This window comes from Alkalihalobacillus alcalophilus ATCC 27647 = CGMCC 1.3604 (assembly GCF_000292245.2).
GTDB lineage: Bacteria > Bacillota > Bacilli > Bacillales > Bacillaceae_D > Alkalihalobacillus > Alkalihalobacillus alcalophilus.
Map to the genome: position 1 here is coordinate 20970 of NZ_ALPT02000030.1, position 20106 is coordinate 41075.

Below are 20106 nucleotides of genomic sequence, written 5' to 3' on the forward strand. Positions count from 1 at the left end.
TCCTTGGAAATAGTTTAATTTTTCCCCTTTAATAATTTTATTTCTAACCTTTGTTTTCGTTTTTGCAGTTCCATTATTAATTTACTTATTTTTTGATTGGAAATGAATTCTCTTTCTTCTAACAGCTTCAATGCTTGATTGGTAAGTGTTAAAGCCCCAAATATATCCTTTTCAAATCGTTCCTTTAATTTAGCCGCTTCGATCAGGCAATCGATTTGATAAGGTTTATAGTTTATTAAAGTTAAAAAACATTGTAAGGCAACCGCTTCATCCTTTTGCTTCTTCTGGATAAGGGCGTACTGATACAAGCTTGCCTTTGCAAGATGAATATCCTCTTCCCTTTGACTCAATTGCCAAAACATTTTGGCGGCTCGCTCATTGTTTCCAATGTATGAGAACCACCTAGCTATTTCGTACTCTTCCCTGTTTTCAATAGCAACTTTATTAGGAGAGGTAATCAAATGACTTAAGTGAATATACAAGGTAATTAAACTTAAAACATCCTGTTCATGATGTTCAATAATCCCTTCTAAATAGAGCGGCTCCTGTTCGTTTAAATAATCAAAATAAAGCATTGGAGCTAAATAACCAGGAGTGTCTTGCTCTCTTTTTAATTCAAGAATTTCTTCTTCAATAATTGCTAATTTACAAGAGGGAAGTGTCTCTTTCCATAATCTTCTTGCCGCATGTAATAAATCAAAATGCCCGACTTTAGGAAGCTTCGGGACTTGTTCTCGAACAAATGTATGTCTCGTTTTTACTTTTGGCCAATCAAAAGCTTTGCCATTATAAGTTACAAGCTTTTTATTTGAACCAAGGTCGTCTAAAAAATAATGATAAAAAGCTACTTCAGCTTCAGGTCCAGGCAAAATATATTGTTTGACGACAACATTCGAACCGACAACTTGACTAAACCCAAGTAAAAAAATTGAGTGCCCCGCACCACTACTTAATCCTGTCGTCTCTGTATCAAAAAAAAGCAGGTTCTCTATATCCGTATCAGCACTTGAAAGTGGATGAGGTTCGTTAAATTGCTTCCATTGTGTTGTCACCTGTTCTAAATCAGAAAAAGGGTAAAGTCCATGTTGGTGTTCAATTGGATAAGCAGTCTCCTTAATAAAAATATAATGACCGTCAAACCAGTATGGCTTTGCTCCAAGCTTTTCCCACTTTTTAAATAAGCTCTGTTCTTCCTCAGAATGAAGAGGCGACTCTGTAACAATGGTTTTGGTTACTGAGCGTTTATCGGTTAGAGTGGGAGATTCGTTTAAGCTAAGATGAGATTTCATCCTGTTTAATTTATTTTTTAACACTGTCATCACATACCTTTGGATTTTTCAAGTTCATGAATTAATGACAAGACGACTCGTTTTGAATTATGGCTATTCGTAGTAGAAGCCCCCACACATGCAGGACAACCAGCTTCACATGGGCAAAATTCAATTAAAGATTTTACTTGATTTAAGATAAGCTCGATTTTTTTATATACTTCTTTTGCTAGTCCAATCCCACCTGGATAACGGTCATACATAAATATCGTTGGCAACTCTGAATGGTCTGCTTTGATTTGTGGGATGACATGTAAATCAGAACGGTCACACATAACAAATACTGGTGCAACATGCCCAAAGACATTTGCTAGCCCAATAAGTGCTTGTTCTAGAAGATCTTCCCCGTACTTTTCTAATAGCCGTGAAGAAAAGCTTAGCCACATCGCATTTGTATGAAGTTCTTCTTCAGGTAAATGAATCGGACCTGAACCGATATTTTCAAAAGTTGTGAGTTTAATCTTTTTAAAAATCGTGGCTTTAGCGTTGACCATGACGTCTCCAAAAGAAAGGCTTGCATAGTCTTCTCTTTTGCTTTCATCCTCTTCTAATACTTTAAGATTGACAGCTAAATTCGCATCGGTAAAATATTCAACCCCAACTTGACGAACAAAGGCTTTTTTCTCTTCCCAATCTAAGTATTCCACTTGATATTGAATGCCTTGATGTAAATAAATCGCTTCATCATGCAGAAGAGTCATTGCACTAAAACGATCCATCTCCCCAATAACGCTCGGCTTGGCTTGTTCAGATTGATCAATGATAATGACATTTTCTTGTGAAGCTGAACGGAGACTAATTCCGTGTGCTGGAAAAGCATCGTTCATCCAATACCATTTATCAACTCTTTGATGTAACACTTGTTCTTCTGCTAAAAATTCAAGCACCTCTTCTATTTCAACCCCATCAAATGTTTCCCCTTTTTTAAAAGGAAGTTCATAGGCCGCACATTTAATATGGTCAACTAATATAATCAAGTTGTCCGGGTTAAGTCTCGCTGATTCTGGTGAACGCTCAAAAAAGTAATCAGGATTCGAAATGACATATTGATCAATCGGGTTTGAATTGGCCACCATAATAATAAGCGACTCTGTATGTCTTCTCCCCGCTCGACCAGCTTGCTGCCAAGCGCTCGCTATGGAACCTGGATAGCCATTCATAATACAAACTTGTAGCTGACCAATATCGACCCCTAATTCCAGAGCATTCGTGCTGACGACACCAATAATGTCACCATTCCGGAGTCCTTGCTCAATCTCCCGTCTTTGTTTTGGTAAATAGCCACCACGGTAACCACGAATCGATTTTGGTCCGAGCTCTTTTTGTGTTAATTCCTGCAAATGGCTAAGAATCACTTCAACACGAACTCTTGATTTAGCAAAAATAATCGTTTGAATTTTATTTTCTAAAAAATGTTTTGCTAACGTATTCACTTCAAATGTAGAGCTTTTTCTAATATTTAATGCTTGATTGACGATTGGTGGATTATAGAAAAGAAAGTGTTTTTTTCCGCGTGGAGCCCCGTTATTATTAACGAGCCTTACTTTCTCGCCAATAAGTGTTTCCCCTAGTTCCTGTGGATTGGCAATCGTAGCCGATGTCATGATAAACACTGGATTACTTCCATAATAGTTCGCTATTCTTTTCAAACGACGAATAACATTGGCAACATGGCTACCAAAAACACCACGGTACGTATGTAGTTCATCAATTATCACATACTTTAAGTTCTCAAAAAAAGATACCCATTTTGTATGATGAGGCAAAATCGCTGAATGGAGCATGTCTGGGTTGGTCATAACAACATGTCCTGCTTTTCGAACAGCTTGACGAATATTAGGCGCCGTATCACCATCATAAGTGAAGCATTTCACAGGTACCCCCATTTCTTCAATCAGCTCATTTAATTCACTTTTTTGGTCTTGGGCTAATGCTTTAGTTGGAAACAAATAAAGCGAACGGCTTTCTTCCTTTTCCAAAATTTTCTGTAGGACTGGAAGATTGTAACACAGAGTCTTTCCTGAGGCTGTTGGTGTGACCGCGACAAAATGCTCATTACGTGTTGCATATTCAAAGGCTGAATATTGATGTGTATACAATTCAGTAATTCCACGATTGATTAATGCGTGTTGAATTCTTTCATCTATTAATTTTGAAAAAGGGATTGTTTTCGCTGCTTTCCCCTCGATTTGATGCCAATATGCAATTTGGTCTTTAAATTCTTTGTCTTTTTTTAAGTTCTTGATTAATTCCTCTAATGTTTGTTTAAACAAAAGATTCACCACTTCCTGTCATTCTTTCTAACTATCAATTGACGGAGCAAAAGGATTGTTTATAATGCTTTTATTGTAGCGAATGTTTGTTTGTTTTTCTAGTCATGTTGCTAGATTTATAGAATTAGTTTAAGGTTTTTGATTTTTTTATTGTTTAAATTTTTATATACATTATGGTACGTGAAATTATTTATTCCGTTCAAAACAAAAAGCACCTATCGAAATAAAATGCTCTTTGTTTTTATATACTTAATATAGGAGATTTTCATAACTTTCCTTTAATCTTTTGGCTACATTTTCTTCTGTATAATCTTGTTTTTTTACATGGGCTGCTAATACTTTGGCAACATTAGGTAACTCCTCTTTATCAAACCAAGTTTCTGACTTCCATAAACTTGAACGTTTTATCGCTTTTGCACAATGAATAAAGCACTCTTCCACTTCCACAGCAATTGCCATTTCCGGGACTTTGTTACGGACAGCCATCATTTCCAAATAATATAAGTCTCTAATAATCGTTGCTTTCCCGTTTATTCGTAATGTTTCACCCAGTCCAGGAATTAAGACAAGCAGACCGATTCGAGGATTGGATAAAATATTCGTTAAAGAGTCCATTCGTTTATTTCCTGGTCTTTCAGGGATTAACAGTTGTTTGTTGTTTAAAACTTTTATAAAACCTGGTCCATCTCCACGTGGTGAAACATCATTTTCGCCGTGTTGATTCGAGGTAGCGATTAATACGAATGGTGATTGGTTGATAAATTGAACACAATGTTCATCTAAAGAATCAAGTACTTTATTTTGGACAAGCTCGCTAGGCTCTCCCGAAAATTCACGCAATTGCTGTGATGTAGTTATTGTATCTTTGAACACAATCTTTTTCATTTAAACTTATCCCCCCTCAAAAAAAGCTGTCTTAAAGGTCGATAACGCCTTTAAAACAGCCTTCTTGCAACTTTATGCGGCTAATTTCTTTTCAATTGAAACAATTTCTACACAAAGACAGAAGATTTCAATTGCTACTTCTAACTCATCTAAACTTGGGAATGTAGGGGCTATACGAATATTACTGTCATATGGATCTTTTCCATATGGATAGGTCGCTCCTGCACCTGTTAAGGTCACGCCTGCTTCTTTTGCTAAAGCAACCACTTCTTTCGCACAACCATCTAACGTATCTATGCTTATAAAGTAACCACCTACAGGGCTTAACCAAGTTGCAATTCCTTTACCGCCTAAAAACTTTTCAAAAAGTTCAATTGTTTTGTCAAACTTCGGTTTAATTAGTTCGGCATGTTTTTTCATATGCTCTTCTAAAGAACCTTCTTTTTCAAAAAAGCGAACATGGCGGAGCTGGTTCATTTTATCTGGACCAATCGTTTGAATACTTAATTCACTTTTAATCTTCGTGACGTTATCTGGGCTTGCAGCCATTGCTGCGACACCGGCACCTGGGAACGTTACTTTTGATGTCGAAGCAAAAAGGAAAACTCGATTCTCATTTCCTGCTTCTACACAAGCATCGTAAATATTTTTTAGCTTGTCATGAACAAGCGTTAAATGATGAATGGCATAGGCGTTATCCCAAAATATTCGAAAATCATTCGCTTTTGTTTCCATTTTCGCTAAACGGTTCACGATTTCATCCGAGAAAGTATTTCCCATTGGATTGCTATATTTAGGGACACACCATATCCCTTTAATCGTCGCGTCTTCTTTCACAAGCTCTTCTACTTTATCCATATCTGGACCATCTTCTAATAAATCGACCGTAATCATTTCGATTCCAAATAATTCACAAATCGCAAAGTGACGATCATACCCTGGACTTGGACAAATGAATTTGACTTTTTCTAATTTAGACCATGGTTTTTCACTATCCACAACCCCAAACAGCATCGCTCTAGCAATCGTATCATGCATCATCGTTAAGCTTGAATTTCCTCCGATAATAACTTCGGCTGGCGCTACACCTAAAATCGGAGCAAAAAATTCCTTTGCTTCTGCTAATCCATCAAGACCCCCGTAGTTTCTCACATCTACACCTGAGTCTGTTTTAAGTAAATCTTCTGACGTTACTAAATCAAGCATCGGTCTAGATAAGTCCACTTGTTCAGGACATGGCTTCCCACGTGACATATCTAAGGCAAGCTCTTTTTCTTTGTACGATTCATATTTCTTCTTTAATTGCTCCAATTGTTCTTCTAACTCAGATTTGTTTAATTGATTTACTTCGGTCACATCAATCTTCTCCTTCTCAAATACATTGAAATGAGTCTCCGTATCCATTTTAAAATAAAAAAGGCAAAGATGCTACAGGGAAACTGGAGATTTATAGGTTGATTTACAAAATGGGCCTTCGTTAACAAGTGCAAACCTATATTACTCATCCCCTAATGTCATTTACAGTGAGCAGGATTAGTTACTGAATAGAATAAATCGAATATGTAATGAAAAATTCGGCTTTGTGAGATTAGGTGGCATATTAATTCGTATTCGTAATGAAAAGCTTGGCCTTGTGGAATTCGAGTACTTATTAACTCAACTTTCGCAGCGTATAATGGACCCTTAACCGTTGATAGAGATTGACTTCATGGCGATACAAGACTCAAATGGACTTTACATAAACGGTTCAATCGTTGACAGTCTGAACACATCTCTTCGTATGCTGTTGAAAGAATCTGTTCACTAAAATGAAGCGCTTCGGCTGTCGCTACCAAAACCATACTCCGCGTCCTGCAGGAATAAACCGTCCAATGAGACCCCGCAAGCGTGAAACGCTGAGGAGGCTCATGAGGTTCTCGGCAAGGAGCGGAGTGTCTGTTTGGGAGCGACCGCCGAAGTGCATTGTACATTGTCTATTTTTTCTTAATGAACAGTTTATCCGTTTGGTGTGATAGTGCGTTCTCGCTTTTCAAACGTGTCAAGGGTATTTGTTTAAGAGCTTCCCTTTCGCTCTGCCAACTAGTTGAACGGATTTTCTCGATGCGAAAGTTGAGTTAATAATTGGTATTCGTAATGAAAAACCAACCTTCAAGAGATTAGCGTACGAATCACTTGAACCATTTCAAACAAAAAAACATGGCATAAAACGACCATGTTTTCAAAACTATTTATGAAACTCCACTTAATTCTTCTACTAACTCCGATAAAAGTCTTTTTACTTTTTTAACTTTTAAACGTTCGCCTTGTTGGATGTACCAATGCAACCGCCCTAATTCATTGTCAATATCGGTTTGAATGTCCATTTTTGGCCGTGCTTTTTTTGCTTTTTTCTTGATAACCTTTTTGGTTGCATCTTTAGTAGATTTCTTTAAAGCTTTTTCTACCGTAGAACTTTTTACATCAACATGGATAAGCTCCATTGAACCACTTCGTTTAATAAAGGTTAGTTTATTGTTAACTTCCTTGTTGTAAATATTTAAGATCATTTTCCCTTCATTAAAGCCCCAAAAAATTCGATAGTTATCACTCATCACTTCATAAACCATTTGATTTAGCTGCTCTTTTGACATGTGTACCGAGAAATCATTGAAGTTTGTTTCCATCGTTTACACACCCTTTACAAAAATAATTAAACTATCGTTATCACCATTATAATGTAAGCCCTTACATAATGCTATGAATTTTTCTTAATTTTCATTCTATTTTTTTATTTATTTTCTATTTTAATTAAGTGCTCTTGATGTGACAGGATTTCGCCATAAAAAGAAGCCGTATATCCTTATATTCGAATATACGACATGATTCTATCGTTTTTGATTCTTTTTTGCTTCTAATAATCGTTTCATCATATCTTGTTTAGCTACTTCTGTCGGTTTTTCTTTTGAAGATTCTTTCCTTTCATTCGTTTGTTTTGAAATATCTTCTTTTTTATCTAGTATTGGTTTTTCTTGAAGGGCCGTTTTTAATTTGCTCTCTCTTTTCGCCTTCTGATTTAATGATGACAACCTCGATTTTGAGACTGAATTTTCGGTTACTTGTCTTCTTTTCATTAGTTTAAGTCGAGGTAAACCAAAACGACGAATGACGACTTCGCTAAAAAAGATTGTTAGAGCAAGGAGAATAAACCAATGACCAACAGATTCCCGTTCTTGTTTCGGACTTTCTAACGGCCGAAATACTTGTTCTGGCCCTACTAGTACTTCCCCTCCTCCATTCAACGCAAGTTCTGCTAAAAAAGCGCCATCTGCCTCTTTTGCCTCGTATTCAGCTGAATAAGGTACGGAAAGGCTCGTTTGATAAATAGGTGTTGATTCCTCCAATTGATCCGTGAGCTGTAAATAATGAATACCTGCATTCGCTTCAAATGACAATTCATAACGGCCTGGTGCGACCATTCTAAATTGACTCTCAACATGGTGGCCAGATTCATTAACGAGTTCGGCATCAAGTAGAGAGGCTATCTCGCTCTCTGTCGTTAATTCTAGTTTTGTGGTCGAACCATGTTGTGTTTGTTTAACGTGAAAGGATTCTGTTTGAGCTGCCGGTAACATCCAAGTAACTAGTTGATTAAGAAACGTCGGCCACTCTTGCCAAGAGGACCAATTTCCAGCCCATTGCCCTTGTAAATCAGAGGTCCAAGCAATCGTCTTGCCTAATCCATATTGCCATCTTGATAACACAGGATCTCCTTTTTCACTTTCTAAGATGAGCTCGGCCCGAGGTTTATTTGTCGTTGCAATATATGCGTTCATTTCCGCTATCCCATTTGACCAAAGCGGTGTCCATTCTGAATCCCTTACAACGGTCGGATAAAATGGATGATCTTCAATGTAAGTTCTCGTCATCATAATCGTTTCTCTTGATAAAATACTCGGAATCGTACTTTCATCATAGACGGAATAAAAACGTCCAGATCCATATTCAGCGAGTTCTTCCAACAACTGATGATTCGCACCCGAACTAATGGCCACGGTCGATAGTGTAACAGACTCCTCTAGGCCACCTTCAATTAACGCTTGGTAATCGCCCCCTGAATAAGACTCTCCATCCGTTAGCAAAATGATATGCTTTCGCTGAAGTTCCTCCTCTAATAACTGAGGATAGGCAAAGTCTAAAGCTCCAAAAATTTCTGTGCCCCCACCTGGGGTGATCGAGGCAATTTGGTCAGCCACTTCTTGTACGTCCTCAATTGGACCCGTTTCAACGATTTGCCATGGCGTGTCATCAAAGGCAATTACTCCTACCGTATCTTGTTCTCTTAACAACTCAACCGATCGAGCAGCAGCTTCTTTTGCTAATTGTAGTCGGTAGCCGTCCATCGAACCAGAACGGTCAATGACAAAAATGATTCCTAACGAAGGAAGTTCTTCTTCCCCGTTTACTTCCATCTCAACAGGTAAAATATCTTCAATCGGCGTTTTAAAATAGCCACCAAGTCCAAAGCTTTGTTCCCCACCTGTCATCATAAAGCCAACACCAAATTGTTTTACTGCTGTTTCCATTAACTCCATTTTTTCTTCGGATAAAGAAACAGCGGAAACATTGGCAAAAATGACCGCTTGGTAATTTAAAAGATGATTGAGATTGGATGGGAATGATTCCACGCTCATTCTTTCGGATTGAAACCCAGTCAATGTTAATGCTTGGACAAGGTTTTCAGCTGCCCCCACTTCACCTTCTACAATTAACACCTTTGGTTCTCCAATGACTTGTGAAGTAACCATTAAATGATTATTTTCAGAAATTTGATCTCCTTCTGCATTGATTTCCACACTGAGCAAATTAAGACCTGGTTCAGAAGCAAGATAAGCGAATTGAAAGGTATTCATCCCTTCTTTTAAAGAAAGTGTCTCATCAATGATGACATCACGATTTAAACGGATTCTTACATCTCCCACTACGTCTGTAGAACTAGTCACATCAAAGGTGATATTTGCTTCTTCTCCACTATACACCTGCTGTGAAACACTCAAATCGCGGATGGCCACATCCATTTTTTCTTCTTGCTCCATTAAATAAGTATCAATGGTCACCCCTTGTTGTTTGGCGATATTCGTTACTAATGTCGCATCTCCTTTTGTTTCAAGTCCATCACTGATTAAAACAATTCGTCCACTTCGCTCAGGAAATAAACTTAAGGCTAGTTGTAACCCTGCTTCTATATTCGTTTGTCCAGCTGCTAGTTTTTCATTTAAAGTAAAAGAAGTCTGAGTATTTGGTAATCGTTCAACGACCGCTTCATTAGCAAATGAGACAATCGAAAAGGAGTCCTCTTCCTTTTTTCCATTAACCGCATCAACAATAAATCGCTCCATTTCTAGCTCTCTCTCTCCGACTGAATCAGAGCGGTCAAGAACAAAGACGGTATCAATGACCTTAGATGTTAACACAAGAGATGGATCGGCTAAAGCAAGTATAATCAACGCGAATACTAAAGAGCGAAGCCCAACAATGAGTTTCGTTTCTCCTTTTTTCTGTTCTTTTAGCGGCCATAAAAAAAAGAGGAGTACCGGAATGATGAGGAGAAATAAGAAAAAATAGATAGGTTGACTAAATTCGAAGCTCACGTCGATACACCTCCCATTCCACGAGCAACACCAAAAAAGCGATAAGCAATAACCAATGACCATATTCCTTTAAGTTCAACTGCTCAGCTCCCGTACTCCCTTGACTTTGTCCGATTTCAAAAGAAGGCTCAATAGTGGTCTGATTGTCTCGTTCTGGTAACTGGACAAATAGCTGTTGTTCCACTTCGCCATCTTGATGTTTAAGCTGATAGAGGCCTGGTTTTTTCGGTGCCTGTATAAACCTATCTTCTGAACTCCATTCATCTAAAATTCTTCCATTTTCATCGATTAATTGATAGATTCCTATTTTCGGAAAATGAATTTCTCTTCTTTCCGATGGTGAGAAATATCCTAATAAGGTCGTGTCCCCTGCTAAATAATGAATCGCTTGATACATAAAAATCGGGAAATCAGGCTTTAATGGCCAATCAGAATCATGTAAATCAAAATTAATCGAAAGAAACAGCTCGTTATCCAATACCCCTCGCTCAATTAAAGCGATCGAGTCACTATGAACAAGAGTCTCTGCCAATACTTCTTCCGTCCGCTCCCTAGCTAACGAGACAAAAACAGAAGAAAAATCAAGATAATTTAATAAGGCTTCATCTGTTTGTTGTGTTGGACGTTCTGTTAATTCTCTTTTAGTTGAAAATCGCAAAGGTCCACCTTCATTTGTTCCAATAAACAATGTCGGTTTTCCTGGCCACTCTCCATCGGTTGAATCAGTAACAATGACGGAATTCGGCTCAAATTCATGTATCGCCTCATACGAATCAGCCAAGACCACTTGCTCACTAATCTGTGGCAATAGCTGTAGTAAAAATGGGCTTAAATGACCAACGGCATAAACGGTCGGTTGTTCAGCGATTTGACTAAAGGTAACGATACGATTATCTAATTCGTAATCATCTTCATATTGAATAATCGCTTCATAAATAAAACCTGCTGGAATCGATTCCATTTCGATAAACGTTGATTGTGCTCCTGCTAATGTGACCGTTTCCGTTAATAACCATTCCCCATCCACTTTCACTTGATATTCGACTACTTTTTCATCAGCAGATTCATTATAAAGTTGCAAATAACCCTTTTGTTCACTTTCCAACATCACAAATGCCCCTATGCCAGCATTATTGCTATTTTCTTTTCCAATATTATGAACAGAAAGTGGATAATCACCTTCTATTGTTAACTCTTCCTCTTTTAAGTGATCAGAATAAATATGTACAGAAATATTTTGTTCAACAGAAAGAGCATCAACTAAGGATAAAGCATACGGAAAATTAGCTTCCTCATAACTCAGTTCACTCGATTTTAGGACCTCTTTTAGTTCATTTAAGTTAGTATCCTTTGTGACCGCTAATTCAGACGTTTGTCCAACTAAAATGAAGCTTACTTGCTGGTTGTTTTGTACTTTATCTAATAAAATTTCAATCTCCGTTTTTGCTTGCTCAAATCTCGATTGCTCTTCTTTAGCCTTAGCTGACATCGAAGCAGATGTATCTAATAAGATAATAATATGTTCTCCCTCAATTTCTTGCTCTACTTCTGAAAAGGGGCGAATTAAGGCAAAAATGAGCAATAAAATAATCAGAAATTGCAAATAAAAGAGCAGATGTTTTTGTAATTTATGCCACCATTTTGTTGCTTGCCATTCATTCATCGCTTCTCTCCAAAATAAATCCGAAGCAATCTGTTTATCTTCATATTGTTTTTTAAACATATAAATCGCCACTAATCCAGCAAGAAAAATAAGCGTTGTTAAAAACCATGGCGAAACGAATCCCACTTTCGCACCCCCTTACAAGTGAGAATGATTGATGTTATAAAATAAACCGTTCTTTTTTTAAGAACAGGAGCATTTCTTCTAACGGAGCATCCGCATTTATTTGGACAATCGAAATGCCTCGCTTAACAAATGTATTCTTTATTTGCTGAAAATGTGTATTCATCCGCTCTTGATAAGCCTGAACCGTTGATTTTCTTACCGTCACATTAACATAATCATTTGATTCACTATCGATCAATTTTTTATCGCCACGTATCGAAGGGTTGAGCTCTTCTTCAGTCGTCACTTGAACGATCATTAACGGTTGATGCGATTGAAAATGACTCACTTTTTCGATGATAAGATGACTTTCCTCATAACAATCCGTGATTAAAAAATGAACCGAAGCTCGGCTCTGACGAAATTGGATGAGTTGCTCAAAAAAAGAGCCTGTCTCATCTGCGTTGATTTGGTTTAAAAAGGAAATCATTCCTTCTGTATAACCTCCCCCTTTTTTATGAAGAAATGGTTTTTCTCTTGGTGACACTGGAATCACACTTACTCTATCACCACTCGAAAAACCGATATAGCCTAAAAGGGCGGCAAGTTGTTTCGTTCGATGCCATTTCGCCTCATCAAAACCCATCGATAAAGAGCAATCGATATAAATCGCCACTTGCATTTCTTTTTCGTCTAAATAACGTTTAATATAATGTTTATTTGTCCGAGCATAAACATTCCAATCAATTTGCCTTAAATCATCGCCAGGGTGATACATCCTATAATCAGAAAAATCAAGGGTTCGGCCAAACCCGGTTGCCCTCCGATTCCCTTGCTGCCCGGCTGATAAGCGTTTTTTCGTCGTAAATTGAATTTTTTTTAGACGAGCCTCTAATTGAGAGAAGAGAAGCGGTTTCATACTCGCCCACCTACTTCATGCAATTGAGCGATAATGTCAGCTAAAATCGAATCCGCATCATACCCATCAGCTTCCCCTTCAAATGTTAAGAAAAGGCGGTGACGTAAGACAGGAGTGCACACTTCTTTAATATCACCAATCGAAACATGGACACGTCCTTCTGTTAAGGCACGGGCTTTGGCTAATCTAATCATACTTTGCAGTCCCCGTGGCCCTGCCCCATACCTCACATATCGTTTTACCTTCTCTGATGAAAGCTCCGAATGTGGTTGTGTCGCTTGAATAAGCGTAATCGCATAATCCAACACTTCATCGGCGATCAAAATGTCCTTGACTAAATGTTGCAAGTGAAGCAATTGCTGTTCATCCATTACTTCTTTTAAGGTCATTTCGGTCTGATTCACCGTCCGAGTTATAATCAGTTTCAATTCATCCTTTGTTGGATATTCCATCTTGATTTTGCAAAGGAAACGGTCCATTTGTGCTTCAGGTAATGGATATGTCCCTTCTAATTCTACTGGATTTTGTGTTGCCAAAACAAAAAATGGTTGCGGTAAAACCTTTGTATCTCCCATGACCGTCACTGTTTTTTCAGCCATTGCTTCCAATAAAGCACTTTGTGTTTTCGGAGTCGCTCGGTTAATTTCATCCGCTAACACCATTTGCGAAAAAAGCGGACCTTGATGAAATTGAAAACGATTTTTTGGCTCCTCTGATTGGTTAATCATCATCGTTCCGGTAATATCAGATGGCATTAAATCCGGTGTAAATTGAATCCGCGAAAACGATAAGGATAACACGTCAGAAAAGGTTCGAATTAACATCGTCTTCCCAACCCCTGGTAAACCTTCCAGTAAGGCATGTCCTCCCGCTAACAACGACCAGAGCACTTGTTTTTTCGCTTTTTCTTGTCCAACAATAAAGGAAGATACCTCTTCATACACTTGATCGATTTTTTCTTTCGCTTGCTCATATAACTGGATTTTTTCTTCCATCTTTTTCCCTCTTTCTTATTTCAATTCAGAAAAATAGCTTTCAATAATGACTTCCAAATGCGTCGGGAGTGCTTGACGCTCAACACTTTGACGATAAGCAGCCTCATATTCTCCTAACACTTCTTGATATGATCGGACCTCTCCTCGCATTGTTGGAACTTGATCGCTTTCTTGAATTTCCCCTTCTCCTTCGCTGAGTTCTGAGAAATCACCTTCCGTGTTGTCGTCACTATTGATTCGTTCAGGTATCGTCAGTAGTTCTCTTGTCCCTGTCCCTTGTCCAGCACCACTACCCATTCCTAGACCTGTTCCGTTACCTGAACCACTACTTGCTCCACCAGTTCCTGCCCCTGCTCCGTTACCTGAACCACTGCCTTGCCCATTGCCAGAACCCTCACCTTCACCATTTTGATCAGAAGAATTGTTTTCAGTCCCCTCCTGATTAGATGAATCTCCATCTGTGTCTGAGCTCGATCCATTCGATTGATTCGATTGGGCTGTTTCATTTGAATTCGGTTGTGATGGATTAAAGGACAAGTTGCGATTTCCCCCAAGACCCGCTTGAGACATCGATTGATGATGGGAGAGAGCAAGTTCTTGTAAATTTTGCTGTAGCTCTACCAACTGCTCCAAGCTCTCGATGTTTTCTAACCATTCGTTTAATTGCTCTTCTAGACTGGCAAGGAATTTTTCCTTTTCTTCCTCTGTCATTGCCTCAAAATCGACAGGTTCATTTTGAAAAGCTTGCTGCAATTCATCAATCGCAGCCGTTAACCCTTCGTCAACTAATTGCTGCAACTGTTCTTTTAAAGAAGAGGAGTCTTTCTGTTCTAACGTTTCTTTAATTGCTTGTAAATCATCAGATTCCAGTCCATCTAAAGTTTGTTTTTCCTCCATGGCAAGCTGTTGCTTTAGCTCTTCTATCTTTTGTTCCGCATTCAAAATTTCGTCAAGCATTTCATCTGTTGTTGCTTGCTCTTTCATCTTTTCTTTTAACTGTTCAATTATTTCTTCATCAACATTTTCAGCCAAGTCATGCAGCTGCTCTTCCGTTTCATCATTGATCTTTTTTTCCGTTTCTTTTTCTTTTGCTAGTAACATCGATTGACTTGGGATTAAAAAGGAAAAAGTCATCAGCACAATAGCAAGGAAGCCAACTAATGTTTTTTTCCCATTGATTTGGAGCTTGGTCGTACTCCATACCTTTTCGTTTTTTTCCTTCATCCGTTTAATTGTATCTTGGCGCTGCCAACTTGTGATTGGACGAATGTCATCCAAAAATGAATAAGCAGTCGTCGCTCGTTCTTCTCCAACCTGCTCATCAAATCGGTGGATGGCGTCTTTTCTTTTCGGCTTTGTTCGGATGAACCAGACAAAACATAGAAGTGTCATCATTCCAAATAAACTAACGTAGTAATACTGGATAAAAGGGATCACAATAAAACGTGAAAGAACCGTTACACATAAACCCGCCATTAAAGTATAAAATACAGTCAATCCAATAAAGTGATAAAAATGGAGACGAAACAATCGCCTCACCAATGGCTGTAATAATTTTAAAAATTGTTCCTTTTCATTCATCGTTTTTGCCCCCTTTTATCCACGATTCTTTTATTGTTCATGTTTACTTTCAGGAAAAGGTTTTGTTTTCATTTTAGGTCTTAATTTCTTAATAGCCACAAGGATCGTGGCAAAAAATAACAGACCATAAAAAATAAAAAAGACGATCCACGGTGAAAAGCTCAATCCAGCAATTCGTTGAAGTTCTGGAAGCACACTCGGTTCTAATATATGAAAAAACATAATCGGAATATTAATCGAGGCGATTAAAAACGGCCATGGATAACTTTGATTAACATTCGTATAATAATAACTAAAATCGACTAAGATCACGGCCAAAACAGCTAAGCCTCCCGTTAAGAAAAACGCTAAACTATAAGCCGTGACAATCGAAATAATCGTCTTTCTTAAAAGGGTAGAAGCTAAAACCCCAATCGCCCCAATCACAAACATCGTAAAAATATACATTAAAAAGCTAAGCACGACTTTATTTGGTGAAATCCCCCCATATAAAAAGACAATCATATATAAAGGTAAACTAGAACAAACGATAACGAGCAAAAAAGCAATCGATGAAAATAATTTACTTAAAATAATCGAGGCCGACGTTTGATCAGTCGTTAATAAAATCGGCAGCGTTTGCCTTTCACGCTCACTGCTAATCACTCCAGCTGTTAAACCAGGCGTGATAAAGATAATTAAGGCAAGCTGAAACATACTTAAAAAGGTAAACATTAATTGGCTCTCATACGGCCTAAATGTTCCGTACATATCATTACTTAACTGAATGCCGATAAAACCTAATGATAATAACGCTAAAATTCCTAAATATGCAGCTAGACCGATATAGCTTTTAATAGAGCGGAAGCGCAGTTTTATTTCCTTATTTAAGACAGGGTTTATGAGTAAAGATTTCAATAGTCCTCCACTCCTTTCGTAATCTCCATAAAGACATCTTCTATATTCGATTCAACATGTTTAAAACTAACAAGTGATAAATGATGGGCTACGGCTTTTCTTAACAATTCAATTTGATTATCTTCCGTCCCCGTAAAAAGAAATTCAAGTTTACCGTCTTTGACAACGAGTTCACTAACAAAGGCTTGATCTTCAAAAAAACGTCTCGCCTCATCAATAGCATCAGCAATTTGAACTTGAATAAGCCTTTTTGCTTGGAGTTGCTTTTCGATTTCTGCTACAGTTCCACGTGCTTTTAATGAGCCTTGGTCGATAACACCAATTTCATCACACATCTCTGCTAGCTCAGGCAAAATATGAGAAGAAATAATGATCGTTTTGCCCATTGTCTTTAACTCTTTTAAGATTCCTCGCATCTCAATTCTAGCTCTTGGATCCAATCCTGATGCTGGTTCATCCAAAATTAATACTTTAGGATCATGGATTAAAGAACGAGCTAAACAAAGTCTTTGCTTCATGCCACGTGACAAAATATCGACATAAGAGTCTGCTTTATGACTTAAATTGACAAGCTCAAGTAATTGCGGAATTAATTCTTTTCTTTCTCTTGCTGAAATCCCATAACTCGCTCCATAAAAGTCTAAATATTCTTCCGCTCGAAATTGATCGTACACACCAAAAAAGTCTGGCATGTAGCCAATTTTTCTCCGAACTTGACTAGGTTCCTTACAAACATCAACCCCATCAATATAAGCAGTCCCGTAAGTTGGAGCCATTAACGTCGCTAAAATTTGAAAGGTCGTCGATTTTCCTGCCCCATTTTGTCCAACAAAACCAAAAACGGTCCCTTCTCCAATCGAGAGGTTTAAATCATCCAATGCCGTAAATGTCCCGTATTTTTTCGTTAAATGGATCGTTTCAATCATTCTTCAAACACTCCCTTTAATTGGATAGTAGGAAGGGAGACGTCATGCGGCATATCCGCTTTTGTTATCCTAAATAACAAATGTCCATTTCCATTAATATATCGCTCAGGATTATCAAATTCTGTGCCATTTTCTAATGATTCGTAATCTCCACTTTCTTCATTCCATATTTCATAACTCACTTGATTTTTTACCGTAATTTTTAAATCTGTGTACTGAACATTCTCATTAAATATTTCATGTGGTAATTGATAATCAACCATAATCGTGCCGGCATCCGCATAAAAGAAGTTCTCTCCTTCTTCTAATGGGTAAGTATCTAAATAACTATATCCACTTTCCATATAAACATCTGGTCTAATCTCATTTAGTTCAATATCAAAGCTTTCGCTCATTTCTCTCTCAATATGTGCTGACTGAACGAGCAGATGATACGAAGACTTTTTAGACGGTTTCCCTTTAATTTCTACATCAAAAATGGAGTCATTAGTTATCGCGATGAAGGCCGGTAACCCTTGATCAAAAAGGCCATTTTCTGAAGCGGCTTTCATTAAAGAGTCTTTACGGTACGAGTCCAAGTCATCATCAACATTTGTTTGATGATAATAATTGCTCGTAGGCGTTGCAAAAATTTGATTTTTTGCTTCAAAGGAAACTTCAATTGTTTCACCGATCGCTACTGGACCAAGTGATACTTCCGTATTTCCTGTTTTGAAAAATAATTCTTCAATCTGGTAACCGGTATCATTCTTAATCGTACCTGACACTTCTTTATCAACAACAACTAAATCATGAGTAAGGGCCATCTGGGCATCTTTTTCAATCGGCCCGGTCACATTACGGACGGCCCAATATTCGACATCCTCAAATAAAACATCCAACTGACCGGCATTTTTATATAGAACATCCTGACCAGCTTGTTCATAGCCTCCTCTATAAGAATATTGATTCGTTGAATATGGAAATCCTGCAAATGTTTCCTCATTGATCGATAACATATAATCACCACTATTATTGCTAAATAAAGCAAAACTAGCAAAACCATATGCTTGTTTGTTCGGCTGCAATTTCATGACCGAAAATTCATTCAGTTGCGGTTGTCCAATTCGATCTTTGGCCCCAAAGCCAAACAAACCTATAGCAATTACAATCGATAAGGAAGGCAAAATCCACCATGCATATTCTCTTTTATCAAGCTTTTTCAAAAAAATAAAAAGAAGTGGAAAAATCAACAGAACGTATCCAAAAAAGACGGCAACAAGAATCCCAAATGGAATCGTTGAATTGGCAAAGATATTATTCACTTCGGTCATCGTGTAATTAAGCTTGTCATAAATCGATGAATTATATTGATGATTTCTTTGCACAAGAGCTTGATTGAATAAGCTTTTCCAAACGTCTGTATTCCCTTCCCAATTAATAAAAGCACTTTCGCTTGGTGAAAAGGCGAGTTGAATAATCTCCCCACTGCCATAACGTTTTTGAACAGCGACTGGATAGTTTTCGGCTGACGTGTAATTTACTTGACCACCCTCTTCTACTTCACCAATATATAAAGCAACATTTTCTTCAGGGTAAGATTCTTCTTCGTTAAATTGCTTAAATAAAGAAGCATCTGCACGAACGGTTGAAATCATAGCCCCCATCGGTAAGGCGTCTTTTAATAATCCACTCTTTTGCACGATCGCTGGATCTCCTCCAACAATTAGCTGTCCGCCAAACTGAATCCACGATTCAATTGCCTGTTGCTGACGGTCGGTTAAATCGGCTAATGAAAATTGATCAAGAAGCAAATAATCAAGCATCGTTAAACCGATATAATCTTCTGGTATCATTTTAGGGTCGACATTTACAAATTGTGGTTTTGTAACACTTGGTGAGACTGTCATTGACTTTAATGAATTTAATGAATCTGGGTCATTAGACAAAATCCCCATAACCGTAGCGTCATCAGTTAACTGTTGACCTGTAATCGTTTTTTTACCTGTTATTTTAATTTCCTTGCCTTTTGACCAACCCGACTCATAAAAAGATATATCACTTGGCTGATTTTGTCCGTAATAATAACTAGAATCATAACCAGGAATCGTGACTAATAAAGTCCGGGTTTCACCTGCTGGAATGTCTAATGGAAAAATAAGGTTTCCATATGTATTGTATGTAGGTGAAGTACGAATAACAAGTTCACCTGAAAGATCCTCTCCTTGATTTGTGAGTGTTAATTCAAGCGGGAACCCCCCTCCTCTTGAGATTTTCCCTTCAAAACCAACATTTGTTTCAATATGTAATGATTCTTCTCCTTCTGCATTCGCAAATGTTATCGGAATAAATAAAACGACTAAAAAAATAAAACTAAAATCCAGATTGCTAGTTTTGGTTTCCTATCCACAAATACATCTCCTCTCTTGAATATAAAGCGAAGTCCGTTTGCTTAGAAGTGAGAACACTAAGGAACAACGCTAAGTTCGCGACGTCCTCTCGCAACGCCTTGTACCCACGTCCTGTGGGCAGGGCTGACTAAAAAGTCGCTTTTTGACTTTATAGGCAGACCGATTTTTCTCGAACTTCTAACGGACGTAGCTAGATTGAATATAAAGCGAAGCCTGTTCGGTCAGAAGTGAGAAAAAATTAGGGGCGGCTTCTGAAGACGCTTTTTGTCTTCATAAGACGAACCGATTTTTCTCGAGCTTCTAACAGGTGTAGCTAGAATATTCGTTTAATCAAACAGCTATTTCACCTCAACAAATATACCATAATTTCCATTATTATGAATCTATATTTGTTCATTTATTTGCTATCTATTTATTAGACGACACAAAGCCAAAAAACACTTCACTTTTTTTGAAATTATTTGTAAAAAAAATTAAATTGGTGATTTCAACTGAATGTTTCCTATCTGAAAAAGGA

The 20106-nt window shown here is 37.8% G+C and carries 13 protein-coding genes; all 13 read right to left on the bottom strand.

The genetic code is table 11. The features are described from left to right. Nucleotides 1–14: 14 nt before the first annotated feature. The 13 genes from BALCAV_RS09745 to BALCAV_RS09805 all read right to left on the bottom strand — a co-directional run bounded on the left by BALCAV_RS09745 (nucleotide 15) and on the right by BALCAV_RS09805 (nucleotide 19136). On the bottom strand, nucleotides 15–1319 hold the full coding sequence (locus tag BALCAV_RS09745; protein WP_003323697.1) for a ribonuclease H-like domain-containing protein: 1305 nt from the start codon (nucleotides 1317–1319) through the stop codon (nucleotides 15–17). Continuing rightward, entirely contained in the window at nucleotides 1319–3601 is a 2283-nt protein-coding gene (locus BALCAV_RS09750; RefSeq protein ID WP_003323698.1) for a DEAD/DEAH box helicase, read from the bottom strand. Before BALCAV_RS09750 ends, BALCAV_RS09745 begins: the two co-directional genes overlap by 1 nt. A gap of 249 nt (nucleotides 3602–3850) precedes the next feature. After that, complete coding sequence (locus BALCAV_RS09755; protein WP_003323699.1) at nucleotides 3851–4486, bottom strand: pyridoxamine 5'-phosphate oxidase family protein; 636 nt, start codon at nucleotides 4484–4486, stop codon at nucleotides 3851–3853. A gap of 72 nt (nucleotides 4487–4558) precedes the next feature. After that, nucleotides 4559–5842: an aminotransferase class I/II-fold pyridoxal phosphate-dependent enzyme gene (locus BALCAV_RS09760; protein WP_003323700.1), complete on the bottom strand. Its 1284-nt coding sequence runs from the start codon at nucleotides 5840–5842 to the stop codon at nucleotides 4559–4561. 872 nt (nucleotides 5843–6714) lie between these two features. After that, on the bottom strand, nucleotides 6715–7149 hold the full coding sequence (locus BALCAV_RS09765; protein ID WP_003322554.1) for a hypothetical protein: 435 nt from the start codon (nucleotides 7147–7149) through the stop codon (nucleotides 6715–6717). A 201-nt stretch (nucleotides 7150–7350) separates the two neighbouring features. Then, nucleotides 7351–10113, bottom strand: coding sequence for a VWA domain-containing protein (locus BALCAV_RS09770; protein WP_003322553.1), 2763 nt, complete (start codon nucleotides 10111–10113; stop codon nucleotides 7351–7353). Next, nucleotides 10097–11902, bottom strand: a complete 1806-nt coding sequence (locus tag BALCAV_RS09775; protein ID WP_003322551.1) for a vWA domain-containing protein — start codon at nucleotides 11900–11902, stop codon at nucleotides 10097–10099. The genes BALCAV_RS09770 and BALCAV_RS09775 overlap by 17 nt, the downstream gene beginning before the upstream one ends. Nucleotides 11903–11936: 34 nt before the next feature. Beyond that, nucleotides 11937–12800: a DUF58 domain-containing protein gene (locus BALCAV_RS09780; protein ID WP_003322550.1), complete on the bottom strand. Its 864-nt coding sequence runs from the start codon at nucleotides 12798–12800 to the stop codon at nucleotides 11937–11939. Beyond that, on the bottom strand, nucleotides 12797–13795 hold the full coding sequence (locus BALCAV_RS09785) for an AAA family ATPase (protein WP_003322549.1): 999 nt from the start codon (nucleotides 13793–13795) through the stop codon (nucleotides 12797–12799). Before BALCAV_RS09785 ends, BALCAV_RS09780 begins: the two co-directional genes overlap by 4 nt. 15 nt (nucleotides 13796–13810) lie before the next feature. Continuing rightward, entirely contained in the window at nucleotides 13811–15376 is a 1566-nt protein-coding gene (locus BALCAV_RS09790; RefSeq protein WP_003322548.1) for a hypothetical protein, read from the bottom strand. A gap of 30 nt (nucleotides 15377–15406) precedes the next feature. Continuing rightward, nucleotides 15407–16273, bottom strand: a complete 867-nt coding sequence (locus BALCAV_RS09795) for an ABC transporter permease (RefSeq protein ID WP_003322547.1) — start codon at nucleotides 16271–16273, stop codon at nucleotides 15407–15409. After that, complete coding sequence (locus tag BALCAV_RS09800) at nucleotides 16270–17199, bottom strand: ABC transporter ATP-binding protein (protein WP_003322546.1); 930 nt, start codon at nucleotides 17197–17199, stop codon at nucleotides 16270–16272. The genes BALCAV_RS09795 and BALCAV_RS09800 overlap by 4 nt, the downstream gene beginning before the upstream one ends. After that, nucleotides 17196–19136, bottom strand: coding sequence for a hypothetical protein (locus BALCAV_RS09805; protein WP_040323843.1), 1941 nt, complete (start codon nucleotides 19134–19136; stop codon nucleotides 17196–17198). Before BALCAV_RS09805 ends, BALCAV_RS09800 begins: the two co-directional genes overlap by 4 nt. Nucleotides 19137–20106: the final 970 nt, after the last annotated feature.